This window comes from Sellimonas catena (genome assembly GCF_027924685.1).
Taxonomy (GTDB): Bacteria; Bacillota; Clostridia; order Lachnospirales; family Lachnospiraceae; genus Sellimonas; species Sellimonas catena.
On the sequence record NZ_BSBO01000004.1, the window covers coordinates 45,241 to 69,770 of the forward strand.

At 47.7% G+C, this 24,530-nt stretch carries 19 protein-coding genes, 2 pseudogenes and 1 other annotated feature; of the genes and pseudogenes, 10 read left to right on the forward strand and 11 right to left on the reverse strand.

Annotated elements, in window-relative coordinates:
• Positions 1-178: 178 nt before the first annotated feature.
• Positions 179-383: a binding site (T-box leader), on the reverse strand.
• Between the two features lie 281 nt (positions 384-664).
• The 5 genes and pseudogenes from Selli1_RS02930 (at position 665) to Selli1_RS02950 (ending at position 3,676) form a co-directional block, all read left to right on the forward strand.
• Positions 665-1,000, forward strand: a complete 336-nt coding sequence (locus Selli1_RS02930; protein WP_243424893.1) for a nucleotidyltransferase family protein — start codon at positions 665-667, stop codon at positions 998-1,000.
• Positions 987-1,383 (forward strand): annotated as a pseudogene (locus tag Selli1_RS02935) (HI0074 family nucleotidyltransferase substrate-binding subunit). The gene Selli1_RS02930 and the pseudogene Selli1_RS02935 overlap by 14 nt, the downstream one beginning before the upstream one ends.
• A gap of 277 nt (positions 1,384-1,660) precedes the next feature.
• Positions 1,661-2,731, forward strand: coding sequence for a hypothetical protein (locus Selli1_RS02940; protein WP_281872272.1), 1,071 nt, complete (start codon positions 1,661-1,663; stop codon positions 2,729-2,731).
• A gap of 16 nt (positions 2,732-2,747) precedes the next feature.
• Positions 2,748-2,981, forward strand: a complete 234-nt coding sequence (locus Selli1_RS02945; protein ID WP_330677457.1) for a hypothetical protein — start codon at positions 2,748-2,750, stop codon at positions 2,979-2,981.
• 176 nt (positions 2,982-3,157) lie between these two features.
• Positions 3,158-3,676 carry an ATP-binding protein gene (locus Selli1_RS02950; protein WP_281872273.1) on the forward strand — a complete coding sequence of 173 codons (519 nt, stop codon included), beginning with the start codon at positions 3,158-3,160 and terminating at the stop codon, positions 3,674-3,676.
• Positions 3,677-3,793: 117 nt separating this feature from the next.
• Here the strand turns inward: Selli1_RS02950 and Selli1_RS02955 are convergent, their stop codons facing one another.
• Positions 3,794-5,998 (reverse strand): bifunctional metallophosphatase/5'-nucleotidase, encoded by a 2,205-nt coding sequence (locus Selli1_RS02955; protein ID WP_281872274.1) that lies wholly within the window; start codon positions 5,996-5,998, stop codon positions 3,794-3,796.
• A gap of 162 nt (positions 5,999-6,160) precedes the next feature.
• On the opposite strand from Selli1_RS02955, the gene Selli1_RS02960 reads away from it, so the two are divergent.
• On the forward strand, positions 6,161-6,850 hold the full coding sequence (locus Selli1_RS02960) for an RluA family pseudouridine synthase (RefSeq protein WP_281872275.1): 690 nt from the start codon (positions 6,161-6,163) through the stop codon (positions 6,848-6,850).
• A gap of 146 nt (positions 6,851-6,996) precedes the next feature.
• Here Selli1_RS02960 and spoVG read toward each other — a convergent pair whose 3' ends face one another.
• From spoVG to Selli1_RS02975, 3 genes are read right to left on the reverse strand one after another with little or no spacing between them, the layout of a single operon-like run.
• Positions 6,997-7,278, reverse strand: a complete 282-nt coding sequence (gene spoVG, locus Selli1_RS02965; RefSeq protein WP_087168844.1) for a septation regulator SpoVG — start codon at positions 7,276-7,278, stop codon at positions 6,997-6,999.
• A gap of 36 nt (positions 7,279-7,314) precedes the next feature.
• Positions 7,315-8,433: a glucose-1-phosphate adenylyltransferase subunit GlgD gene (glgD, locus tag Selli1_RS02970; RefSeq protein ID WP_087168845.1), complete on the reverse strand. Its 1,119-nt coding sequence runs from the start codon at positions 8,431-8,433 to the stop codon at positions 7,315-7,317.
• Entirely contained in the window at positions 8,430-9,704 is a 1,275-nt protein-coding gene (locus tag Selli1_RS02975) for a glucose-1-phosphate adenylyltransferase (RefSeq protein WP_204864261.1), read from the reverse strand. The genes glgD and Selli1_RS02975 overlap by 4 nt, the downstream gene beginning before the upstream one ends.
• A gap of 370 nt (positions 9,705-10,074) precedes the next feature.
• Between Selli1_RS02975 and murC the strand changes: the two genes are divergently transcribed.
• From murC to Selli1_RS02995, 4 genes are all read left to right on the forward strand, one after another.
• Entirely contained in the window at positions 10,075-11,457 is a 1,383-nt protein-coding gene (gene murC, locus Selli1_RS02980) for a UDP-N-acetylmuramate--L-alanine ligase (protein ID WP_118636900.1), read from the forward strand.
• A gap of 118 nt (positions 11,458-11,575) precedes the next feature.
• Complete coding sequence (locus tag Selli1_RS02985) at positions 11,576-12,682, forward strand: DnaD domain protein (RefSeq protein ID WP_191434276.1); 1,107 nt, start codon at positions 11,576-11,578, stop codon at positions 12,680-12,682.
• 16 nt (positions 12,683-12,698) lie between these two features.
• Entirely contained in the window at positions 12,699-13,682 is a 984-nt protein-coding gene (locus Selli1_RS02990; protein ID WP_087254144.1) for an ATP-binding protein, read from the forward strand.
• Between the two features lie 11 nt (positions 13,683-13,693).
• Positions 13,694-14,878 carry a ribose-phosphate pyrophosphokinase gene (locus tag Selli1_RS02995; RefSeq protein WP_087254141.1) on the forward strand — a complete coding sequence of 395 codons (1,185 nt, stop codon included), beginning with the start codon at positions 13,694-13,696 and terminating at the stop codon, positions 14,876-14,878.
• Here Selli1_RS02995 and Selli1_RS03000 read toward each other — a convergent pair.
• The 7 genes and pseudogenes from Selli1_RS03000 to Selli1_RS03030 form a co-directional block, all read right to left on the reverse strand.
• Positions 14,875-16,380 (reverse strand): ATP-binding protein, encoded by a 1,506-nt coding sequence (locus Selli1_RS03000; protein ID WP_191436782.1) that lies wholly within the window; start codon positions 16,378-16,380, stop codon positions 14,875-14,877. The genes Selli1_RS02995 and Selli1_RS03000 overlap by 4 nt on opposite strands.
• 39 nt (positions 16,381-16,419) lie before the next feature.
• Complete coding sequence (locus Selli1_RS03005) at positions 16,420-17,484, reverse strand: metallophosphoesterase family protein (protein ID WP_087254135.1); 1,065 nt, start codon at positions 17,482-17,484, stop codon at positions 16,420-16,422.
• Positions 17,438-18,634 carry a sensor histidine kinase gene (locus Selli1_RS03010; RefSeq protein WP_087168853.1) on the reverse strand — a complete coding sequence of 399 codons (1,197 nt, stop codon included), beginning with the start codon at positions 18,632-18,634 and terminating at the stop codon, positions 17,438-17,440. Before Selli1_RS03010 ends, Selli1_RS03005 begins: the two co-directional genes overlap by 47 nt.
• 1 nt (position 18,635) lies before the next feature.
• Positions 18,636-19,328 (reverse strand): VanR-ABDEGLN family response regulator transcription factor, encoded by a 693-nt coding sequence (gene vanR / locus Selli1_RS03015; RefSeq protein ID WP_087168854.1) that lies wholly within the window; start codon positions 19,326-19,328, stop codon positions 18,636-18,638.
• Positions 19,329-19,354: 26 nt separating this feature from the next.
• Positions 19,355-20,746 carry an asparagine--tRNA ligase gene (gene asnS, locus Selli1_RS03020; RefSeq protein ID WP_191436780.1) on the reverse strand — a complete coding sequence of 464 codons (1,392 nt, stop codon included), beginning with the start codon at positions 20,744-20,746 and terminating at the stop codon, positions 19,355-19,357.
• Positions 20,747-20,800: 54 nt separating this feature from the next.
• Complete coding sequence (locus Selli1_RS03025) at positions 20,801-23,311, reverse strand: hypothetical protein (protein WP_138374097.1); 2,511 nt, start codon at positions 23,309-23,311, stop codon at positions 20,801-20,803.
• A gap of 16 nt (positions 23,312-23,327) precedes the next feature.
• Positions 23,328-24,463: pseudogene (locus Selli1_RS03030) on the reverse strand (class I SAM-dependent methyltransferase).
• Positions 24,464-24,530 lie beyond the last annotated feature (67 nt).

Consider the following 24,530-nt stretch of genomic DNA (forward strand, 5'->3'; position numbering starts at 1 on the left):
TTTTAAAACAAAGTTTCCTGTTAAACCAAGAGTTCCGCTCGCGGAACTCTCGCGCCGAGCGCGGTCGCTTTAGCGACAAGTTTCTGCTTCGCGCGAGTGCGCATCCCGCGGAGCGTGTTTATTTAACAGGGAACGAAGTTTCCTGTTAAATAAACAAAAACACCGGGCATCCGTCCCAAACAGGGACCGGATGTCCGGCGGTACCACCCTCATTAACCACAAAATCTGCGGCTCACTTCATTGATCATTAACGCTGATAAAACGCTGTACTTTTCATACAGGAACTCCAGGTCCGGTTCAGCCGTGATCCGTCAAAGGCTCGCACCACCCGCCTCTTCTCTGAAACTTCTCTTAGGCTTACTATTCCCCTTCATCGTTCATTTATTCGGCTTTCGCCATGAAATTATTCAAATTTTACCCGAAAAAATCAAGAGTGTCAAGTAAAACGCATTGATTGCCACTATTTTGCCCGTTTTTGTGTTACTGTTCACACCGTACTCAGCAGAAGAAAGATGCAGAGTCATGCTTGCATGTACGATACATCTTCCTTCTGTTGAGTACGGGTGGAACTCATAACGTTTTTGTACATGGTATGTCATGGTTTTTACAATTTCTTTTTCTTTTCTTCTATGCTATGATTAGAAAAAGAAAGGAGTGCAGTATAATGAGTGAAATCACAAAACTACACACTTCTATGAAAATCACACCCTCCAGCACCGGAATCAATCAAAGAGTCCTTAATGAAATCTCCTCATTGGCCCAGAAGTACAACATTCGGCAAGTTATTCTGTTTGGCTCCCGTGCAAGAGGAGATTTTTCCCCAACCAGTGACATTGATCTTGCGGTAAGCGGCGGAAATATAGCCCGTTTTTCTTTGGATCTGGATGAAGAAACTTCTACGCTGTTAAAATATGATATTGTTGATCTGGAACGGGCAATGCAGCCCGAATTACGCGAGTCTATAAAAAAGGAGGGGAAAACACTCTATGAAAAAATATGATAATTTTTGTTCCGCTTTATCAAACATGAAGCAGATATATAAATATACTGAACCTTATGAATGATGATACGGTTATTCTTACTGGCTTGGTCGGGTTATATGAAATCTGTTTCGAGCAGTCATGGAAAATGATGAAAGAAATCCTTTCTATGCATGGTTATGAAGCCAGTGCAACAGGATCACCTAAAATTATTCTAAAAACTGCTTATCAGGCTGGTATGATCAAGGACGAAGAATTATGGCTACGCGCCTTACAGGAACACAATAATGTTGCACATTCATACAATGAAGACATTGATCTGGAAATTGTGTCTCAGGCAAAGGAATCTTTCTATGCAATGTTTTGCAACTTAAAAAATGAAATAGACGCTAACTGGCTGTAGTTTCGTAATCTATGATAAATTTTCGGAAAGAGTGATCAAATGAAACCAATAAAGCAGACACTCATCAGCTTTATCGTATTTTTGATTTCGTATGCTGCTATGACTTTGATACTGACTCACTCTATTGACATCAAAATTCTTGCTGTCTTATCTATCTTTTACTTGATTTTAAACCTCATCATATATACGGTGCTGGATAAAGTTTCGAAAAGCTAATCATACACTATATGAATATTTAAGGAGAACTTTTGAGCGTTCTACATTAAAAGGAGCCGCAATGAAAAAATGTAACATTGTTTATGCAGGGAAAAACCGAAACGGTACTGACCGCTACTGGTGTACGACACATCATGCTCCGGCCGGTAACGGAAAAGGTGAAAAATTTCATACTTGTTTAGCCCAGAGCAATCCTGCTACAGACGTGCCGCAGGATTCTTTGACCGTAAATCTCCAGGAGGAGTCCGGCAACATCGCTTTATGGGCATATGTTCCGGCCGTATATGATACTGCAAAGATGGATTCCGCCTTTGGAATTCGTGTTCAAACGGGTAACGAGGCTGACAAATTCTGCCATCTTCTCCAGATAACAAATGGAGACCAGCAAGTTTCTTTTGATTATACTGCTGCGGTTTCATACCTGGCCTCCAATATCTTAAATCAGAAAACTGCTTACCTGGAATGTCCACACTGCGGATTTCCGCATCTTGATAAAGACTGGTTTGCCGCAAATCCCCACAAAAAACATCTTTGTTCAGGCTGCGGACGAAATTTTTATGAAAAAACTGCAGAAATTGGAAATCCTATTATAAAAGCCAATGGTTTATTTAGCGAATTTCATTTTCCTGCAAATTTCGTAAAGGCTACTCGCAAATTAAGCATAAAACAGCAGGATTTCCCTTTGGGCATCTCAATCTGGGGTTTCAATCCGGCTTTCTTCTGTACTGGCCCAGAAACAGAAACTGAGGGAATCCATGTCCATGCATATACTCAGGATAATTCCCGCCCGGTTATTGATGCCACCTACAGCGAAGTAGAAATTGACGGGATTTGTCTGGATGCAAACATGGTCCAGCTCTATATGGCGCAAAAGACGCTTCCATACTTAAAAGATCGAATTGCTTCTGTCAAATGCCCTGATTGCGGTACTGATCTGTTTGAAACAGGCAGGCAAAGTTGTCTTCCTGCTACGCAGCACGTCTGCCCGAAATGTGGGAAAGAAATAAAAACCCGAAGAAAAATCGTCGCTTCTCCCATGCCTGACATTATCGAAAGACTGAAAGGCAAAACCAACCTTCCGTTATCCGGACAAGATATATTGGATGTTTGTCCCCAGTTATCCGAATGGTAAAAAAGGAGGTCTCTTTATGAATACCTTTGATCCTGAATTCTGGAATCTTTTAGATGAACTGGTTCATAGCAGCGACATTGTCATTGATCGTCCTAAGGGAAGCGCGCATCCCCGGTATCCGGAACAGATTTACGAAGCAGACTATGGATATCTAAAAGGCACTGCATCCATGGACGGCGGCGGAATTGATGTCTGGGTTGGAACCGGCGAAAAAAAGTTGACGCTGTCATCTGTACCGTGGATATCGTAAAAAAAGATTCTGAAATAAAAGTCTTGATTGGATGTACTGAAGAAGAGAAAGAAACGATATATAAGATGCATAACCGGACGTCTAATATGAAAGGGCTTTTGATCCGCCGTCCGGTCTGATGCTGTCTGGCAGAAAGTTCCGCATCTTTACAATTTTTATTATGAGGGAAAGAAATTATGAATGTAATCATCATTAATGGCCCGATGGGTGTTGGGAAAACCACAGTCGGAAAATACATTGCAGACCATCATCCCGGCACCGCCTTTATCGACGGTGACTGGTGTCTGGATCTGCATCCATTTGTCGGCAATCAGGAGACAAAAGTAATGGCCGTCGACAATATTCTACATATGATCGGAAATTATAAAAACTGTTCTGTATGCCGGATGATTGTACTCGTATGGCTGATGGATGAAAAATGGGTGTGTCAGCGCATCATTGATGGTATTTGCTCCCTGCATCTGGAGCCTGTCAGCGTCACATTGCTGTGCGGTGAAGAACAGCTCATTCAGCGCTGGAGAGTGGATAAGACCTGTGAATGGCGGACAGATCAGTGGCTCGAAATCAGTCTGAAATCATTACCGCATTTTTCGAAACTGGAAAACTGCATGGATACCAGCTATCTGTCAATCAGCGAAACCGCTGAGCGGATTGTACAACACAGTTTCCATACAGGAAAAGAAAAAACATCATAAACAATGCCCCTCATCGGAAGCTCCCGGATGATTTCATCCACTTCCCGATGAGGGGCATCGTCATTTCTAAATAGAATCCGCTTCGCTTACAGTTCCTGCACGAAACCGAAGCTCCTACTATTTCCGTCTTACCTTTGTGCCAAGCACTGCTGCAATAACAGCCAGTGATACGATCGCCGCAGTTCCCGCAGCTTCAACCGGAGCTTCATCACCGGTCTTTACTGCTTTTTTCTGTCCGTCTGCACCGTTATCTGTTTTTGTTGTATTGTCTGTGTTTGTCGTTCCGTCCGAAGCCCCCGGATCCTTCTTATCGTTTTCCGTTCCGCCGGAACCTGTTCCCGTATCTTTTCCCGGGTCTGTGGTTTCGTCATCTTTGGACGGATCTTCCGGCTCCTCCGGTTCTTCCGGTTCCTCTGTGCTGTTTACCGGGATTTCACTTCCTGCTTCCGGTGCCGTCAGCTGAGGCATTGTTCTTAATGTATCTTCTACAATACCAAGTCCCGCATAGTTGTCCACATAGACCTCATCCTGTGAATCGGAAACACGGATTCCATGTCCGCCGTCTGTAACGGTGATATGAAGGATTCCGTTTTCATCAGTCCTGCCCATCTGGCCTTCGCCGCCGTCTACACGGTAACTGATCTCCTGATTTGCGAAGACGCTTCCATCTTCATTTACGATTTTCACGGAAGCGGTATAATCTTTCGGCTGGTAAACGCTTCCTGTATAAGCGATCCTTCCTTTTGTTCCCTGATATCCGGACAGCGTTCCGTTATTCAGACTGTTCTCAACATAAGCCTCGATTGTCTCCAGCTCTCCTCCTGCTTCCGCGTATTTCGGAAGATCTGCAAGTATGGTATAATCGTTGCCGCCGCTCATAATGTAATTGTTTCCCGCCATAATAATCTGGGTCGTATCATCTGTCCGGTCAAGCGGAGTGCTCTGCCCGTCAAGGGTGATGGACACGACTCTGCTGCCCGGTTCCGCATCCGGATTAAATACGACCTGGAATCCGGAAATCTGTAAAAAACCTCCGGACACTGACTGCTGAAGCAACATACCTGTCTCCGGATCCTGCCCGTCCAGACTGGAGCCGGACTGTTCCATCACCTCATACAAAATCTTCGGAGTGATTTTCTTCATATAGATCGTGTTGGAAAACGGGAATGTGGACACAAGGTCTCCCTTTGTGATATCTCCATTGGAAATCATCTCCCGGATTCCTCCGCCGTTTTCCACGCCGACTACCGGCATCTGTTTTTCCTCTTCAGTTCCATTCTGCTGTACCATAGCTTTTGCCGCACCTGCGATGGCATCTGCCGCCAGATCTCCATAGTTGGTCTCTACAAATCTTGTCGGCGGTACATTTCCGATCCATCCTGCCCAGAGCGTGGTCGGTGTGGATCCTATCACTTCCTGAAGCGAATCATTCTGCTCACTGGTAATTTTCTCAAGCTCTGCGGCTACCTCTGCATCCGGCGTTACTTCCGCAAAGTCTTCTATTCCAAGCAGTTCCTCCGTCACGACCGGATCACTGTTCTCACTTACCGATACAGTCAGTTTTCCGACTGCACTCAGACCGGTTCCGGTCTGTACAATCTGGACGTCGTTGACCTCCTCGTTTTCCACGGTATGGCTGTGTCCGTCAATGATCGCATCCAGCTCCCCCTGATACTCGCCTGTCATCCCGTTTGCCAGATCTTCCGACGTACAGTCCGCTCCACCGGTCTCATCTCCCATGTGGGCGACTGCAATCACAACATCCGCTCCTGCTTCTTCCAGATGCGCAATCTCTGTTTTTGCTGTTTCAATCTCGTCAGCAAAAGTCACTCCCTGGATTCCTTCCGGATTTGTCGCTGAAGCGGTCTCTGTTGTCGTCAGCCCGAAAAATCCGATCTTCTTTCCCTGTCTTTCAATGATCACATGACAGCCGTCTGTATCGTCCTGCTGTCCTGCAAGCAGCAGCTGATTATCTTTGTAAATATTCGCCGCCAGCACCGGGAATTCTGCCTGTGACACATTTTTAAGAAATGCGTCTGTTCCAAAATCAAACTCATGGTTTCCTGCCGCCATGACATCATAGCCCGCCAGATTCATCAGTTGGATCACATCGTTTCCCTGCGTCAGCGAGGCAAGCGGCAGTCCCTGCGTAGCGTCTCCGGCATCTACCAGAATCGCATTCTCATCCGCATTTTTCAGTCCGGCCACAAGCGGCAGCCCGATTACAGATTCCCCGTCACCCTGGAGATATCCATGGGTATCATTTGTATGATAAATCGTAATCTCTGTCGTCTCTTCCTCTGTCTGCGCAGTGTCTTCCACTCCTTATTGAATCGTCTCCCTGGTTCCGTTTCTATTATACCATTCCCTTTGCCCGGCCGAAACATTGTTTCTCCCATTTTTTTGTGCCGTCCGGCCACATGGATTTTCCTTTGCCAACCATTCCAGGATATGATATGATGTGTGAAATGAAAGGAGCACATTATGAAACCAGAAATCTTATTCGAGGATTCCGAGATCCTCGTCTGTCATAAACCTGCCGGGACGGCTGTCCAGACTGCATCTTTTTCGTCCCAGGACATGGTCAGCCTTCTGAAAAATCATCTCATGCGGGAGGCAAGGAAAAGCGGGACTCCGTTGAAGGGGGCACCGTATCTTGCTGTCATCCATCGGCTTGACCAGCCTGTAGAAGGAATTCTCGTATTTGGGAAGACGAAAAAGGCGGCTGCCGCATTAAACAACCAGCTTACCGGGGATGGTTTCGGGAAATATTATGAGGCTGTCACGGAAGGTGCTCCGACTGAGTCTTCCGGAACTTTGACCGACTGGCTTGTCCGGGATGGACGCACGAATCTTTCTTCCGTCTGTTCACCGGATACGCCCGATGCCAAAAAGGCCGTCCTGGACTACCAGATGCTGGATCAGCATACCCGGGACGGGCGGCTCGTTTCCCATCTGTCCATTCATCTGCACACGGGACGGCATCACCAGATCCGTGTCCAGCTTGCCCATGTAGGCTGTCCGATTCTGGGGGACCGCAAATACAATCCGGACGGCATTCCTTCCCGCAGACTCCATCTCTGCGCCTGCCGCCTTGATTTTCTGCATCCGTCCACCAAAAAGCCGCTTCACTTTGAAATCCGTCCTTTCTTTTCCGGGGAAGATTTGAACTAGTCTTTCTAAGTCTTTTCCGGGGGCGGCCTTGGGAATTCAGACAGGATTTCCCGCAACAAAAAGCCGGAAAAAGCATCCCTTTCCGGTATCTGCTTTTTCCGGCTTTCTTATCCTTTCAATTGTCCTTTACATAACCCTAAAACATTTTATTCCTGGTCTTCTCCGTCCTCTTCTGTCAAAGCCTGCTCATATTTCTCGAGGATGATGCTCTGGATACGGTTTCTTGTATCAGAATTGATTGGGTGAGCGATATCTCTGTACTCTCCGTCCAAAGCCTTTTTGCTAGGCATCGCGATGAACAGTCCTTTTTCCCCTTCGATAACTTTGATGTCGTGTACGACAAACTCTTCATCCATCGTTATTGACACAACTGCCTTTAATTTCCCCTCTTTTGCTACTTTTCTTACGCGCACATCTGTAATCTGCATATTACCTGCCCCTTTCTTAAGTACTATATATGCTCGCTAAAGCGCATATCTCTCATTCTTTTCGACAACAATTTTGATGCCGTTTTCCCCGACGTGCCTTGTGTTGGCACGGATTGTATCGCGGCTTTCCACGATACAGTTTTCAATGTATGTATTATCTCCAAGATAAACATCATTCATGATAATAGAATTCCTTACAACACAGTTGTTTCCGATGAATGCTTTCTTGAACAGGATCGAATTTTCCACGGTTCCGTTCACAATACATCCACTGGAGACAAGACTGTTCTTTACGTAGGAGCCCGGATTGTATTTTGCCGGCGGAAGATCACTGACTTTGGAGTATACCGGCGGATACTCTTTGAAAAAGTAATTCCGCACTTCCGGCCTCAGGAAATCCATATTTGTCTGATAGTATGCTTCTGCTGTGGAAATATTGCTCCAGTAGCTGGAGATCTTATATCCGTAAATCTTTTTAAGATTCTTATAACGGATCAGGATATCGTTGACGAAATCGTAACGGTCCTCCTGTGCTGCATGTTCAATCAGATCGATCAGCTGTCTGCGGCGGATCACATAGATTCCGGTGGAAATGGTATTGGAATTTGCCACCATCGGTTTTTCCTCGAACTCCTGAATTCTCATGGAATCGTCCATCTTGATTGTTCCGAATCTCGTCGCATCTTCGCCCGGTGCGAGATCCTTGCATACTACTGTAATATCTGCTTTTTTCTTAATATGATATTCCAGAACTTCGTTGTAATCCAGTTTGTACACAGCATCACCGGATGTAATGATAACGTACGGCTCATGGCATTTTTTCAGGAAGTCGAGATTCTGATAAATCGCGTCTGCGGTTCCCCGGTACCAGCTGCCGTTTTCCAGTGTAATCGTCGGAGTAAAAACAAAAAGTCCTCCCTGTTTTCTACCGAAATCCCACCATTTGGATGAACTCAGGTGCTCATTTAAAGATCTCGCGTTGTACTGTGTCAATACTGCAACTTTCTGAATATGGGAATTGGTCATATTGCTGAGTGCGAAGTCAATGCACCGGTAGCTTCCTGCCACCGGCATGGCTGCCACAGCCCGTTTATATGTCAGTTCACGCATTTTATGATTATTGCCGCCTGCCAGAATGATCCCTACTGCTCTCATACGCGTTCACCTGCCTTTATCAATGTCTCTCCGCTTTCCAGCACTCCGTTCGGATAGTCCTCTGCCTCTGTCACGCCGCTGATGGCAGTATTCTTGCCAATCTGAACATTGGACGGGATCACGGAATTCTCTCCGATCGTCACAAGCCCGAAGGAGTAGATCGCCGGCTTTTCCTTATTCGGCACATCACTTCCGATGCCCAGCGTCACATGATCTCCAATCCGGACATTCTCCGCAATGATCGACTTGTCAATCACGCCGTTTTCACCGATCACGGTGTCTTTCATAATAATAGAATCTCTGACAACCGTTCCTTTTCCGATCACAACCCCGGCACCGATCACGGAATTACGGACTTCTCCGTAAATCTCGGAACCATTGCTGATAATGCTGCGTTCCACAACCGCCTGATCGGAAATATACTGCGGCGGCAGGATCGAACTGTTTGTGTAAATCTTCCAGAATTCTTCGTAAAGGTTGAATTCCGGGATCAGATCTATCAGTTCCATGTTGGCTTCCCAGTAGGATCCAAGTGTTCCTACATCTTTCCAGTAACCATTGTACTCATACGCGAAAAGACGCTTGCCATTTTCATGGCAGTACGGAATCACGTGCTTTCCAAAGTCACAGGACGGCTCGTCTGACATTTTTACAAGCGCATCTTTGAGCACCGGCCAGCTGAAAATATAAATTCCCATGGACGCCAGATTGCTCCTCGGCTCCTTTGGTTTTTCCTGGAAATCATTGATGTGTCCTTCCTCATCTGCAACTACAATTCCAAACCGGCTTGCCTCCTCAAGCGGCACCGGCATGGCAGCGATGGTGACATCCGCATTGTGCTCTTTATGATAATCCAGCATTACTTCATAATCCATTTTGTAAATATGATCACCGGATAAAATAAGCACATAGTCCGGATTAAACGACTCCATATAATCCAGGTTCTGATAGATCGCATTTGCCGTTCCAGTATACCACTCGCTGTTCGTGCTTTTCTCATATGGCGGCAGAATCGTGACACCGCCCACATTGCGGTCCAGATCCCATGGGATTCCGATTCCAATATGAGAATTCAGACGAAGCGGCTGATACTGTGTCAGGACTCCGACTGTATCGATCCCCGAATTAATGCAGTTACTGAGCGGAAAATCGATAATCCTGTACTTGCCGCCGAACGCTACTGCAGGCTTCGCCACTTTGGCAGTCAAAACACCAAGCCTGCTTCCCTGTCCACCGGCCAGCAGCATTGCTATCATCTCTTTTTTTATCATGTCCTCACCCCTTGTCAGTAATTTAATGTCATTATTATAACACACTTTTTATAAATATCGAGTAAATTTTATATATTTTTGCCGTTTTTCTTCTATTTTTTATGCATTTTACATAATCTTAACCGCTTTTTATAGACACCGTGTTGTTTTTAAGGCAATTTTGTGTATTTTTTTCTCTCCTGCTCTATATATTACTATGCGGACAGGCTTTCTTTCAGAACTGCTTTTTCACATTTTTCAGGGTAAAATGTTCTGGCCTTGAAGCGTTGTATCTTTCATTTTGTTATGCTACAATGAACGGGAACAGCAGACCGGCAGGGATTTTCTCCCCGCCGGTATGTAAAATAAGCCAGAAACGGAAGTGTAAAATATGTACAAAATTAACTTTAATGAACCTGTTCATATTCATTTTATCGGCATCGGCGGTATCAGCATGAGCGGGCTTGCCGAAATATTACTGGACGAACATTTTACCGTCAGCGGTTCTGATAATAAGGAGTCTTCTCTCACAGATCATCTGGTTTCGATGGGCGCGAAAGTTTTCATCGGTCAGAAGGCTTCCAATATAGAAGATACTGTACAGGTCGTCGTGTACACGGCGGCCATCCACGAGGATAATGAGGAATATCAGGAGGCGGTAAGACGCGGCCTTCCGATGCTCAGCCGGGCCGAGCTGCTTGGCCAGCTGATGACCAACTACAAAATTCCGGTCGCAGTAGCCGGAACCCACGGGAAGACGACGACGACTTCCATGCTTTCCCATATTCTTCTCGCCGGAGAGAAAGATCCTACGATCTCCGTAGGCGGAATTTTAAAGGCCATCCACGGCAATATCCGTGTCGGCGGCTCCGAGGTTTTTGTCACAGAAGCCTGCGAATATACAAACAGCTACCATCACTTCTTCCCGAAGATCAGTATCATCCTGAATATCGAGGAAGACCATATGGACTTCTTTAAAGATATTGACGACATCCGCAATTCTTTCCATACCTTTGCGAAGCTTCTTCCTGATGACGGCACTCTGATTATCAATGGAGAGATCAGCCATCTGGAAGAGATTCTGGAGGGACTTGACTGTAATGTCATCATCTACGATGTGCACAGGGAAAATGCGGATTTCAGCGCAAAAGAGATTACCCACGATGAGAAAGGCAATGTTTCTTTCCTTCTCCTTGTAAAAGGACAGGAGGCCGGTCGGATTCACCTTTCCGTAAACGGACTTCACAACGTATCCAATGCCCTCGCGGCCATTGCTGCTGCATCGCTTCTGGATGTCCCGATGGAGAAGATTCAGGAGGGACTTCTCTCTTTTGAAGGGACAGACCGTCGTTTCCAGTATAAAGGAGACGTGAACGGTTTCCACATTGTGGACGATTACGCGCACCATCCGACCGAGATCCGGGCTACTCTGGAGGCGGCAAAGTCTTACCCGCACAAGGAGACATGGTGCGTCTTCCAGCCTCACACCTACAGCCGGACAAAAGCCTTTTTCCATGAGTTCGCGGATGCACTTTCCCTTGCGGATCATATCATTCTTGCAGATATCTACGCGGCCCGCGAGACCGATACCCTCGGTATGTCTTCCGGACTTCTGGCGGACGAATTGAGGGCAAAAGGGTGCGATGTGCACTATTTTCCAGGCTTTGACGAGATCGAAACATTTATTTTAGAAAATTGTAAAAAAGACGACCTGTTGATAACTATGGGGGCCGGAGATGTTGTAAATATTGGGGAGAGTCTTCTCAAACGGTAGTTTTCCACAGAATCCACACTGTTTTATCCACAAAGTGTGGGAAAAATAATGCTTTTTCTCCCGGTCTTAAAGTGCTATAATACCTTTACTTTAGAAAGAAAGACAGAGGTTTCAAGGAATGGGCATGTTAAAAATCACAGACTGTACGGAACAACATTTTACATGTGTTGATCATGCATTTATCGACTCCTACATGGCAAAGGCAAACGGGGAATACGTTAAAGTATACCTCCTTTTGCTGCGCCGTATGGAGAGCAGTTCTCCTTTTTCGGTTTCCGAATTTGCGGAGATTCTGGATAACACAGAGGGAGATATTATCCGCGCTTTGAAATACTGGGCGAAGAAAGGGCTTCTCACGATCGAATACGGCCCGGACGGCGAGATGTGCGGACTTCAGATGGACGCACCGCAGAAATCGGATGCCGCGAAAAAGGCGGACGCTCCTTCTGCATCTGTGGACATACCTGTGCCGGACAGCCAGGTTGCCACTCCGGCCTCTGTTCCGGAGGATACGCCTGTTCCTGCCGTGGACAGTCCTGTGGATTCCGCCCCTGCGGCTCCTTTGATCGGTGATATCAGCGAGTACAAAAGCCGCCGGGAATTCAAGCAGCTTCTGTTCATCGCCGAGCAGTACATCGGACGTACCCTGTCTCCTTCCGATGTGGAGACACTTACTTATTTCTATGACACCTTACAGTTCTCCGTGGAGCTGACCGAGTATCTGATCGAGTACTGCGTAGAGAACGGACACCGGAGCATGCACTACATCAAGTCCGTAGCTCTTGCCTGGGCGGATGCCGGTATCCGGACCGTATCAGAGGCAAGAAGATCCGCTTCCTTTTACAATAAGGACTGCACAGCGGTTCTGAAAGCATTCGGCATCACCGGGCGCATGGCCGCTCCGGTTGAGACAGAGCTTGTGAAGAAGTGGACCGGGCAGTACGGCTTTACCATTGATATTATTGTGGAGGCATGCAGCCGGACTGTTTCCGCCATCCATCAGCCAAGTTTTGAATACGCGGACAAGATCCTGACGAACTGGCACCAGAAAGGTGTGCATCACCTTGCGGATATTGCGGCTATCGATGCCGCCTACATCAAGAAGCGTTCCGAGAAGTCTGCTTCCCAGCCGGCTCCGGCTTCCGGGAAAAAGACAAAGTTCAGCAATTTCGAGGAGCGCGACTACAATATGGACGACCTGGAGAGACAGCTTTTACAGAGCTGAGTAAAGGAGAAGTTTCATGGCACTGACGAATTCACAGTATGACGCCATCATGCGGATCTACGAGCAGAAGCATCTTCGGACGCACGACAGGCTGACCCGCCATTACAGTGAAATATATGAAAAGATTCCCCGGATCCGTGAGATTGATGAGGAGATCTCACACCTTGGTGTTGCAGGAGCCAAAGCGCTGATCGATGGCAATGCCGATGCGCCTGCCCGATTCCGGGAAAGGCTTCATGCCCTGAGGGATGAAAAGCAGGCACTGCTTGCCGGTTCCGGTTACCCTTCGGACTATCTGGAACCTTCCTATGAATGTCCGGACTGTCAGGACACAGGATATCTTGACGGCCGGAAATGCCGTTGTTTCCAGAAGGCGGAGATTGACCTGCTCTACACCCAGTCCAACCTGCAGGATATTTTAGAGAGTGAAAATTTTTCTTCTTTCCGGATGGATTACTATTCTTCGGATTTTATTGATCCGGTGAGCGGCAAAAGTTCGCTGGATATGGCAAAAGAGGCGCTTCATGTGTGCCGATCCTTTGTGGACAGCTTTGGAAGCAAGTTCCAGAATCTTCTGATCTATGGAAATACCGGAGTCGGAAAGACCTTTCTGACCCACTGTATTGCCAGAGAGCTGATGGATCATATTCACTCGGTGATTTACGTGACGTCCTCCCAGCTCTTTGATATTCTGGGAAGCAGAGAGTTCGATACAGATCCGGAAAAGCGCCAGGCCGGCGCCCTGCTGGACGAGTGCGAGCTTCTGATTATCGATGACCTTGGGACGGAGCTTACCAATTCCTTTACGGTCTCCCAGCTGTTTATCTGCCTGAATGACCGGATTTTGCAGAAGAAATCTACTATTATCTCTACCAATTTGTCATTAAATGAGATAAAATCAATATATAGCGAAAGAACGTTTTCCCGCATCAGCAGTAACTACCGCCTGCTCAAACTTGCGGGTGACGATATCAGAATCAAAAAGAAACTAATGAAATAGGAGGCAAAGCAATGCTGCACCGTACAGAACGAAATCTGGAAAATATCCCTGTAGGAGCCCTTGGCATTATCGCCCTGACGGGCTGTGAGGAGATGGGCCAGAAAGTCAATGACTATATTGTCAAATGGCGAAAAGAAGATGGACATGTCTTCAAAGACGACGTTGTTTTTACCGGATATGAAAAAGACAATTATCTGATCCACGCCGCTACACCGCGTTTCGGCTCAGGAGAAGCAAAAGGCGTACTCAGCGAATCCATCCGTGGAAAGGATATCTATCTGATGGTGGATGTCTGCAACTACAGCCTGACCTATTCCCTGAACGGTCAGATCAACCACATGTCCCCGGACGACCACTTTCAGAATCTGAAGCGTATCATCGCCGCGATCGGAGGGAAGGCGCGCCGTGTCAATGTCATCATGCCGTTCCTCTACGAGAGCCGCCAGCACAAGCGCAGCAGCCGTGAGTCTCTGGACTGTGCCCTGGCTCTTCAGGAGCTTGTAAAAATGGGTGTGGACAATATCATTACCTTTGACGCCCACGATCCACGAGTACAGAACGCGATTCCGCTGAGCGGATTTGAAACTGTCCGTCCGACTTATCAGTTTGTAAAGGGACTTTTAAGAACTGTAAAAGATTTGAAGATCGACAGTGATCACATGATGGCAATCAGCCCGGACGAAGGTGCGACCGGACGTGCAATCTATCTTGCCAATGTCCTTGGCCTGAATATGGGTATGTTCTATAAACGCCGTGATTACACAAGAATCGTTGACGGCCGCAATCCGATCGTTGCCCACGAGTTCCTCGGTGATTCCGTAGAGGGCAAGGATGTGATCATTCTTGACGATATGATCTCCTCCGGAGACAGTATGATCGATGTCGCAAAACAGCTGAAAGAAAGAAAGGCAAACCGGATCTTTGCCGCTGCAACATTCGGTCTGTTCACAAATGGTCTTGAGAAATTCGACAAGGCATACGAGGAAGGCATCATCAACAATATCCTCACAACTAACCTGATTTATCAGACGCCGGAGCTTTTAAGCCGTCCGTACTATATCAACTGCGACATGAGCAAGTACATCGCTCTTCTGATCGATACACTGAATCATGACGATTCTATCAGCAGTATCTTAAGTCCGAGCGAGCGTATCCAGCATGTAGTAAACAAATACCGCAACGGAGAGGAGATTTAATCCCATCCGTCACGGTATGCAAGATGCATATGATCAAGTGCTTCTTTTTCCCTGTTCTGACAGGTGAAGAGGAGCACTTGTTTTTTCTGTCCGGCCAGCCACCGGAGTGCCGCTTCCATTCGTTTATCATCGTAATACGCAAAGGTGTCGTCGAGAATGATCGGGAGTGGTTCTTCGTAAAGAATTTCAGATGCCGCCATCCTTACCGCAAAGTAGATCTGCTCAATCGTTCCCCGGCTCATCATGTGAATCGGAATCTTACGGATGCCGTCAAAAATGCTGATTTCCAGCCCTTCTTCGATAAAGATCCTGGTATAGCGTCCGTCCGTAAGCTCTCCCAGAATTTCAGCTGCCCGCTTTGCAAGGCGGTTTCCTGTTTCTTTTCTTACATCTCCGGATACCTCCTGCATTCTTTCGGCCGCAAGTTCCAGTGCCGCTTTTTTCTGTTCCAGGTTCTTCTCCTCTTCGGAAACAGTACATGCCTCGGAAATCATTTCCTGCAGGTTCTCATATTCCACCTGTCTGTCTCTTCGGTCCGATCTCAGCTTCTCCCTGTTCCATTTCAGCTTGTCAATTCTTCTTCTGACAGCCTGTTCTTCCTCTGTCTGCTCTCTCTCCGGCTCCGGCCGCATTACCCAAAGTTCGGCCAGAAGCCCTGCCACTGCCCAGATCACAGCTGTAAAATAACGGATGGAGGATGGAAGAAGTATCATCAGGAGAATCAGCACTACAAACCAGACCGCCGCTCCTTTCAGCGGGAACTTCTTCTTTTTCTGTTCACCCCGCGCCTGCTCATACGTATCCAGGAGCCGCTTCCCTCTCCGGATCTCTTCTTCGCCTGCTGCCGCTTCCCGTTGAATACGGTCCAGATCTTTTGCGATATATTCGGCCGCACGTTCCGCCTCTTCCCGTTTCTGAAGCCGTTTCCGGGCTTCCTCGCGCAGAAGAATGCTTATCTCCTTTTTTCGCTTCTGAAGTCCTGCAAGGGCCGCCTCCAGATCCATATTTCCCGCACCCGATGCATAATAGTTGGCCGCATAATTTTTCAGAGCAGAGGAAAGCTCTTCTCCAGGCCTGACCTTCAACTGTCCGACTGCCACTGTATTTTCAAACCCGGCAGCATCCAGATCCAGCAGCAGCGCCTGAAGATCCCCGCTCTCTTCGGAAAGTTCCTCTCCATCATCCAGACAGAAAAGCCTTGTCTTCTTTCCCTTTCTGGCAAAATCCCTTTCCAGCTGGAAATGCCGTCCTCCGCTCTCAAACCGGACCATTCCGCAGTACTGAGTCGGATTCCTCCACGGCTCATACTGGTGGAACTCATCCTTTGCCGCGCCTCTTCCGCGTCCTCTTTCCACATCAAAGAGCATACTTTTAATAAACGCATAGACCGTCGATTTCCCCGCCTCATTTTCTGCGCTGAACAGATTGATCCCGTCGGAAAGTTCAATCGTTCTGTTATGGAATTTTCCGAAACTCCAAAGTTCCAGTCGCTCTAACTTCATCTCTTCTTGTATCCCCTTTTTCTCTCTTTTGTGTATCGGTTACTCTTTTCTCGTCTCCAGAATCGCCTGTACACCCTCGTACAGCGCCATCTGCTCTACTTCGCCGCGGCTTTCCTCTTCCTGTTCAAGAAAACTCTGGATAAATCTTCCAAGGAGGTTCTGGCCGTTGGAAGCGCACAGCTTTTCATAGTCATAAGCCGGGGTTGTCATATCCCGGATGTCAACGACACCTCCGCCCGCATCCATATTTACGGTATCAAAACGGATATCCGGGTCCCGGAGTCCTTTCAGTGTAAAGCGGTACATATTTTCCACGCCGTTTTCCTCGATCTTCTCCCGGAGGGTATCCAGAAGGAGACGGCCTGTCATGTCCTCGTCCACCGGAATATCCAGATGGATGTACTCCCGCTTTGCCGCAGGAACAAACTCCGTCTCGACTACGCCATTCTCTGCGGTTCCTATCACATACCCGTGTTTTCCGGTGTCATTCGGGTCTGTCGGCTCCGGAGAACCGCTGTACCGGCATTTTCCCGTTATTTCCGGATCCGGTTTGTGAATGTGTCCAAGAGCCGTATAATCATAACCGAGCAGATCCACCTCTGCCCTCTTAAACGAAAGATGTTTCTCGTCTCCTCCGTGAAGGAGAAGAATCTCGTTTTCCATGCTCCGGACACACTTCCACTCTACCCTGATTCCGCCCTGCAATTCTCTGTCCAGGTAACTGAATCCGGATACTGCGGTCCGAAATTCCGGGAACTCGACTTTCAGAAGGCGTCCTTCCAGAAGCGGGACGACATTGCCCGCCCACTTGAAATTCCGGTACATGGAATTAGGTTTTAAGTAATCATGATTTCCGGCCGTAAATACGACTTTTGTATGAGACAGTCCCGCAAACATGGCGTTGAGCTCTTTCAGTTCCCGTAAAAGCGGCTGTCTGTGGAACACATCCCCCGAAATCAGAAGCAGGTCAATCTGCTCGTCCTCACACCGGTCAAGAATGCTTTTGAAGGTCTCCCAGATCTCTTCCGGGCGTCTCTTCGTATATTCCGGTCCCGCATCAGGCCTCACTCCGAGATGCAGGTCCGATGTATGTATGAATTTCATCCTGAAGTTCCCCTTTCTCTTTCTTTGGAAGGACTACGATAAACCGGGTCTCATGATCATCGCTCTGGGCAGAGATTCTGCCGCCGTGAAGTTCCACGATCTCTTTTGCGATGGCAAGACCGAGCCCCGCTCCTCCGGTTTCACTGGACCTGGAATCGTCCGCCCGGAAGAATTTCTCAAAAATATGCTGCAGCTTGTCATTGGAAATTTTCGGTCCTTCGTTGACAAAGACAATCAGCGCGTTACTCTCATCCTGTGAAACATGGATCCGGATCGTCGAATCCTTCCTGCAGTAGGCAATGGCGTTCCGCATGAGATTGTCAAATACTCTGGCAAGCTTGTCCGGGTCGGCCCGGACAACGATATCGTCATCCGCCTCCACCTCACATTTTAAGTTCTTGCCCTGAAGGACCGCGTACATCTCATCTGCAATCTGCTCCAGCATTCTGCTTAAATTCAGTTCTGTCTTTTCCAGAACAATGTCCTGTGCATTAAATTTCGTGATCTCAAAAAACTCTTCGATCAGTTTCCCGAGTCGGATTGCCTTCTCAAGTGAAATCCCCGTGTACTTGATCCTCTCCTCCTCCGGAAGATCCGGATGGGATTCCAGCATACTCAAATACGCCACAATGGATGTCAGCGGCGTTTTGAGGTCATGCGCCAGAAAGACGACCAGATCATTCTTTCTCTGTTCACTTTCCTGCACCTCACGCTCCTGCCGCTCCAGCGTATACTTGATATTGTTCAGCTTTGTCTCGATCGGCTCCAGTTCCGGAATCAGATGGATCGGCTCCTGGGAACGGGAGACGAGTTTCCCGATCTCTTTTTCAACGTCTTCCAGATACGTAATCATTTTTGACAGCGCAATATAGAAAAAAAGCGCAAACAGTGCCAAAAACCCGATCATCATGAAGAACGTCTTATTGTTTCCAAGAATCTGCCAGTACAATGCGATGGCATGCTGCTCTTCTACATGAAAGAATTTCAGGAAGCCGATGAAAATCTCGGATACGTCATCGTTGTAGACCCCATCGATGATGTATTCCAGCAGAAATCCACCGACCAGAACTGTAAGCGCGGTGATCAATACTGTCTGCAGAAGCAGGCTGATCTTCAGTTTCCTGTATTTACTTTTCTTAAATTTTTTCAATCTACTCTTCAACCTTGTATCCCACTCCCCAGACCGTCTTGATGAAATCTGATTTTCCCATAGGACCGCTCATCTTCTCCCGAAGATGTCTGATATGTACCATGACGGTATTGTTGCTGTTCTTATAGTACTTCTCGTGCCACACGTTTTCAAAGAGCTCTTCCGAACTGATGACCTTTCCTCTGTTCTCACAGAGCAGCCACAGAATGTCAAACTCGATCGGAGTCAGTGTCAGATTTTTTTCATTGAAGACACACTCGTGGGAATTGCGGTCCAGAAACAGACCGCCAAAATCAATGACATCGCTCTCCGCCCTGCCGCCGTCATTGTACTTCGTGTAGCGGCGGATCTGTGCCTTTACTCTGGCAACCAGCTCCAGCGGGTTAAACGGCTTTGCGATGTAATCGTCCGCTCCGAGTGTCAGTCCGGTAATCTTGTCGATATACTCGGTCTTTGCCGTCAGCATGATCACCGGGAAATTGTACTTCTCCCTGATCTTTTTCAGAATCGTAAATCCATCGATATCCGGCAGCATGACGTCCAGAAGCGCCAGATCAATCTTCGTGGTTTCTATACAGGCAAGGGCCTCCTCGCCCGTATAGAATTTCAACACCTCATACTGGTCATTTTTCAAATACAGCTCAATAACATCCGCTATCTCCCTCTCATCATCCACAACCAGAATATGATTCATGATTTCTCCCCTTTTCTGAATTTTATCTACAGTTCACAGTTGTTGACCGTTCTTGGGAACGGCAGTACGTCACGGATATTGGACATTCCGGTCAGGTACATGATGCACCGTTCAAATCCGAGTCCGTAGCCTGCGTGACGGGTGGATCCGTATTTTCTCAGATCCAGATAGAATCCGTATTCATCCAGATCCATGCCGAGTTCCTCCATTCTGTTGCGGAGTTTCCCGTAGTCGTCCTCCCTCTGGCTTCCTCCGATGATTTCACCGATTCCCGGCACAAGGCAGTCCATGGCGGCAACGGTCTTTCCATCGTCGTTCTGCTTCATATAGAATGCTTTGATTTCCTTCGGATAGTCGGTTACAAATACCGGTTTCTTATAAATTTCTTCGGTCAGGTATCTCTCATGCTCGGTCTGAAGATCACATCCCCATGATACCTTATACTCGAAGTTGTCGTTGTTTTTCTCCAGAATCTCAATCGCTTCTGTATATGTCACTCTTGCGAATTCGGATTCGACCACATTTGTCAGACGGTCCAGAAGTCCTTTGTCAATAAAGGAGTTGAAAAACTTCATCTCTTCCGGTGCGTTTTCCATCACGTAGCGGATCACATATTTTAACATTGCTTCTGCAAGATCCATATCGTCTTCCAGATCCGCAAATGCGATCTCCGGCTCGATCATCCAGAACTCTGCCGCATGGCGGGTCGTGTTGGAATTCTCCGCACGGAATGTCGGTCCGAATGTATAGACATCACGGAAGGACTGTGCAAATGTCTCTGCGTTGAGCTGTCCGCTTACCGTCAGGCTTGTGTGTTTGTTGAAGAAATCCTTGCTGTAATCGATGCTTCCATCTTCCAGTTTCGGCGGATTCTGAAGATCCATTGTCGTTACCTGGAACATCTCTCCTGCACCCTCACAGTCGCTTCCGGTGATCAGCGGAGTGTGCACATACACGAATCCTCTCTCCTGGAAGAACTGGTGAATCGCGTAGGCTGCAAGAGAACGTACGCGGAACACTGCCTGGAACGTATTTGTTCTTGGGCGCAGATGTGTCATTGTTCTTAAAAATTCCAGTGTGTGGCGCTTCTTCTGAAGCGGGTAGTCCGGAGCGGAAGCTCCTTCTACCGTAATCTCTTCTGCCTGAATCTCAAACGGCTGCTTTGCCTGCGGCGTCGCAACGAGAGTTCCCTTTACTACGATGGCTGCCCCTACGTTTAATCTGGAGATCTCTTTGAAGTTCTCCATCGTATCGTGGTATACCACCTGAATCGGCTCAAAGAAAGAGCCGTCATTTACTACAATAAAACCAAACGCCTTGGAATCCCGGATGCTTCTTACCCATCCTCCGATGGATACCTCCTTGTCCAGGTACGAATCTGTTTTCCTGTATAATTCTTTTACTGTTACTAATTCCATCTTTATTATCCTCCAGTCTCTTTTCGACTTTGTATCATTATAGCATGGTTTGTGCTATTGTGTATATCCCACAAACGTATTCCCGCTTGCATTTACCATCTGATCCATCTCTTCAAATGTCACCGTGTCCACTTCCTGTGTGGAAAGATTGAGATACTGAACATTCGTCCGACTGTATCCCGTCAAAAGTACTGCATTGCCGTTTCCTGTCAGCGCCGCCACCGGAGTGCCCTGTCCGATCAGATAAAGGACGTCTTCTGTCCGGCAGTCGGAAAGTTCCAGCGCTTCCCCGGAAACCTGGCTGCCTATGAAGTCAATGATGGATTCTCCATCCTCCATATCCTTCTGGAAATCAATCTCATTTCCTGCTGAGGCAAGGATGATTCTCATACATGCTTCCAGTGTGCTCTCACCCTCACGGACCGCAGTATCCCCAAGATCCGAAATCTCATACGCAGACGGCCTGTTGCCGCTTTCATATACATTTGCCAGTCTGGAGGTCACCGCTACTCCGCTGAATTCGGATGCTCTCTGCACCGCATATCCCGCATTCTGGTAAATCCCCTGAAGTTCACCGTATCCATAGACATAGTAGGTTCCCTTCCGGGACGGTGAATCAAAGGAAAGCGTCATCTGCTCCCTTGCGATCGTAAGCTGCGGCTTTAGAATCTTCGGAGAACTGTCGTCCACTCCATCCTCGTAGGTAATCCGCATTTCACGGCCTTTGAGCTCGCTTGTATAGGAATCAATCGTGATATTGCTCTCTTCCCTCTCTTCATTGTTCGTAATATAATCTTCGCTTGTATACGTATAGAAATCTCCGCTTTTTACGGCACGTTTCAACGTCGCCATATCGTTTTCAAATACGACGTCCAGAATAAAGATGTTATCCGCCTGGTAGTCTTTGACCGTTTCGTTTTTCTGGTTGCGGATTTCCAGACGGTACATCGGAAGCACTGTCTCGCCGGATGCTGTCGTGCCCGAGTCGCCGCTCCTTGCAGTTCCAAACACGAAGTCATTCCGGATAAATCCGAGCGGCCGGATGCTTTCATCCGCACCTGCCTCCACCTGATATCCCTTTCCGGTGGAAAGATTCAGCACCTCTATCTGAGTCGCGTTATTGATCTCCCCGTCCTTCTGGTATGCCAGAAGGTGGCCGTCCCCGGAGCTTACATACTGCCCCGTTTCCAGATTGGTCACAAGGGTGGTACGCGTATTATTAACCAGATCTACCTCATACAGCGTTCCTTCCTGCATCACATACAGCTTTCCGCTGGAATTGCTGTAATAAAGAAGCTTGCCCGGATCATTTGTCAGCACCGGGTAGGACTTCGTACTTGGGATAAATACCTTCTCCTCCACAGAGTTTTTATTGATATCGTAGTAATATACGCTGACGCCGACCTCGCCTTCATGAGTGCCCCTGTTTACATAGCCGGACACCGTAAATGTCGTACTTCCATCCTCGTCCATGGATACAAGCTGTACGCTGTGCTGGTCGTAGGCATTCTGCGCATTCTGGCTGCCGCTGTCCGCATAGCTGAATACACGGGAGAGTTCGTCATTTTCCTTATTGTAGTTCCAAAGCTCCCTCTCCTGTACAAAGGAGACGACTGTTCCCTCCTGATTGATCAGATAATCCACATCGGAATCTGTCACGCCGAGAAGAACACCATTCTCATCGATGTCATTCTCTTCCCCGTCGAAAAGCTGGTTCATCGTCCGGTTATAGTCCAGAAGATACATCTGCTGATTTTCCGAATATCTGACACGGAAAAACTCTTTGACATTATACCGGTCTGTCTCGTTTTCGCCTTCCCCTTTACAGTCAACCTGATAGGTCAGAAGGACAGACATGTACATCGAGTTGGCTTCCTTGATATCCCACCGGACATCCCCGACGATCTCAGGCGCAAGGTCTCCCCATGTCACATGCTCAAAATCCGAGTGAATCGTGACAGTCTGGTACGTTGTGTTGTCGCCCTCGCTGCTTGGCTCCAGCGCGGACTGCAGTTCTGCTGCCGCATCTTTGTCCCTCTCTTTGTCAAAAAAGTTCTTGATATAGGCCATGCAGCGGTTCATATTCCAGTTGGATCCGTCTGAAATCCGTGTGTAATAATATGCCCGTTCGTCATCGTCAAAGGAAATCGTCACTCTCAGGAAGCGCTCTCCCTCTTCCAGAACCTTCTCCGGAATTTCGATCTGAGCCGCATTTTCTTTCAGCTCCAGATCGGCCGAATACAGCTTTTTTCTGCCGTCGATGGAATAGATCTCATAGGATGCGGAACGGACCGTTTTGTCGTTTTCCTTCACCTGCATGCTGATTTTGCCGTCCATGACCGGTGTGATCTGATCCCGCATGGTCGCCATTTCCATCTCATTCGTATATCCGGCAAGCGTGTTGAATGTATAAGAATCATGGGTAAAAGAAACCTGCGGAAGCGACGCATTTCCAATGTCTGCCGTCATATCCACATGGTTTCTGTTCACCGCATAGCTGAATATGATAATCGCCACTACGAATACGCAGGCCAGAATACCTGCATGTATCGCTTTTTTTCTCATGAATAACTCCCCTTTTTTATAAAAGCTTTCCTATTGTCGGTTTCACATGAAGAAATTCCTCGCACGCTTTTATTATGTGCTGATTTTCCGCTTTCTTCCCTGTTTTAACTGCACGGATCAGAATATTTTCGGCGTGTGTTCCATGTCGATGAACTCCAGAATCTGAGTATCATACCCCTCTTTTTTCAGATACTCGGCGCGGAGCCCGTCTGTGACCAGAGCCGCCATTCTTTCTTTCAGAAGCCCGTAGGACAATACCGGGCTTAAAATGTCATTTTCAATCTGCCGGTTCAGCTCATGCTGGCAGCACGGCACGGAAAGAATCACGTCCGCCCCCCAGGAAACCGCCTTTGCAAGGGCATAGTCTGTTGCCGTATCGCAGGCGTGGAGCGTCACCACCATATCGACCTTCGTCATTCCTTCATACTGCGCAATGTCTCCGGTCAGGAAGTGGAGATGGTCGTAGCCATATTTCTCTGCAAGTGCGTTGCAGTGCTCGATCACATCTTCCTTCAGATCCAGTCCCACCATGCGGACCTCGTACCCTCTCATCTCATGCAGAAAATAATACATGGCAAAGGTCAGGTACGACTTCCCGCATCCGAAATCCAGAATCGTGATCTCCCGGTCTTTCGGAAGCTTCGGAAGGACATCCTCGATAAATTCCAGATACCGGTTGATCTGGCGGAATTTGTCGAATCTGGAGCGGACAATCTTTCCCTCCTGCGTCATGACTCCAAGATCACGCAGGAACGGAATATCCATTCCTTCCTTTAATATATACTGTTTCTCCCGGTTGTGGGAAAGATCCTGTTTCCCCTGATCCGGGCGTGTTACCTTTTTTCTGTTGATGGTCACTTTCCCCTTCTTGCTGATCAGCACCGATGCCCGTTCGCTTTTTGTGTCAATCTGCATCTGGCGGAAATGCTCCATCCACTCACAGGCGCGGTCCACCGCTGCCTTCGCTTCCAGATTCTCATGAAAAACCTGTTTCCCTTTAAAAATCTCAAACTGATATACGAGATTTCCTTTTTTAAGCACCGGACGGATCCGGCCCTTGAACGCTTTTTCTCTGTCTCTTGGGTTACTCAGAACCGCGGACAGAAGCTCTATGCAAAATACCTGTTCCAGGTATGCTCTCAGTTCTTCCATTTGGAACTTCCTTTCCACTTTTTTCTTGTATTATTGTAATGCGTATTCCGCCAAAACGCAAGGAGAG

Excerpts from the sequence above, each read along its gene's own strand:
- Selli1_RS02930 (WP_243424893.1), top strand. The coding sequence starts at position 665 with ATGAGTGAAATCACAAAACTACACACTTCTATGAAAATCACACCCTCC.
- Selli1_RS02940 (WP_281872272.1), top strand. The coding sequence starts at position 1,661 with ATGAAAAAATGTAACATTGTTTATGCAGGGAAAAACCGAAACGGTACT.
- Selli1_RS02945 (WP_330677457.1), top strand. The coding sequence starts at position 2,748 with ATGAATACCTTTGATCCTGAATTCTGGAATCTTTTAGATGAACTGGTT.
- Selli1_RS02950 (WP_281872273.1), top strand. The coding sequence starts at position 3,158 with ATGAATGTAATCATCATTAATGGCCCGATGGGTGTTGGGAAAACCACA.
- Selli1_RS02960 (WP_281872275.1), top strand. The coding sequence starts at position 6,161 with ATGAAACCAGAAATCTTATTCGAGGATTCCGAGATCCTCGTCTGTCAT.
- spoVG (WP_087168844.1), bottom strand. The coding sequence starts at position 7,278 with ATGCAGATTACAGATGTGCGCGTAAGAAAAGTAGCAAAAGAGGGGAAA.
- glgD (WP_087168845.1), bottom strand. The coding sequence starts at position 8,433 with ATGAGAGCAGTAGGGATCATTCTGGCAGGCGGCAATAATCATAAAATG.
- Selli1_RS02975 (WP_204864261.1), bottom strand. The coding sequence starts at position 9,704 with ATGATAAAAAAAGAGATGATAGCAATGCTGCTGGCCGGTGGACAGGGA.
- murC (WP_118636900.1), top strand. The coding sequence starts at position 10,075 with ATGTACAAAATTAACTTTAATGAACCTGTTCATATTCATTTTATCGGC.
- Selli1_RS02985 (WP_191434276.1), top strand. The coding sequence starts at position 11,576 with ATGGGCATGTTAAAAATCACAGACTGTACGGAACAACATTTTACATGT.
- Selli1_RS02990 (WP_087254144.1), top strand. The coding sequence starts at position 12,699 with ATGGCACTGACGAATTCACAGTATGACGCCATCATGCGGATCTACGAG.
- Selli1_RS02995 (WP_087254141.1), top strand. The coding sequence starts at position 13,694 with ATGCTGCACCGTACAGAACGAAATCTGGAAAATATCCCTGTAGGAGCC.
- Selli1_RS03000 (WP_191436782.1), bottom strand. The coding sequence starts at position 16,380 with ATGAAGTTAGAGCGACTGGAACTTTGGAGTTTCGGAAAATTCCATAAC.
- Selli1_RS03005 (WP_087254135.1), bottom strand. The coding sequence starts at position 17,484 with ATGAAATTCATACATACATCGGACCTGCATCTCGGAGTGAGGCCTGAT.
- vanR (WP_087168854.1), bottom strand. The coding sequence starts at position 19,328 with ATGAATCATATTCTGGTTGTGGATGATGAGAGGGAGATAGCGGATGTT.
- asnS (WP_191436780.1), bottom strand. The coding sequence starts at position 20,746 with ATGGAATTAGTAACAGTAAAAGAATTATACAGGAAAACAGATTCGTAC.
- Selli1_RS03025 (WP_138374097.1), bottom strand. The coding sequence starts at position 23,311 with ATGAGAAAAAAAGCGATACATGCAGGTATTCTGGCCTGCGTATTCGTA.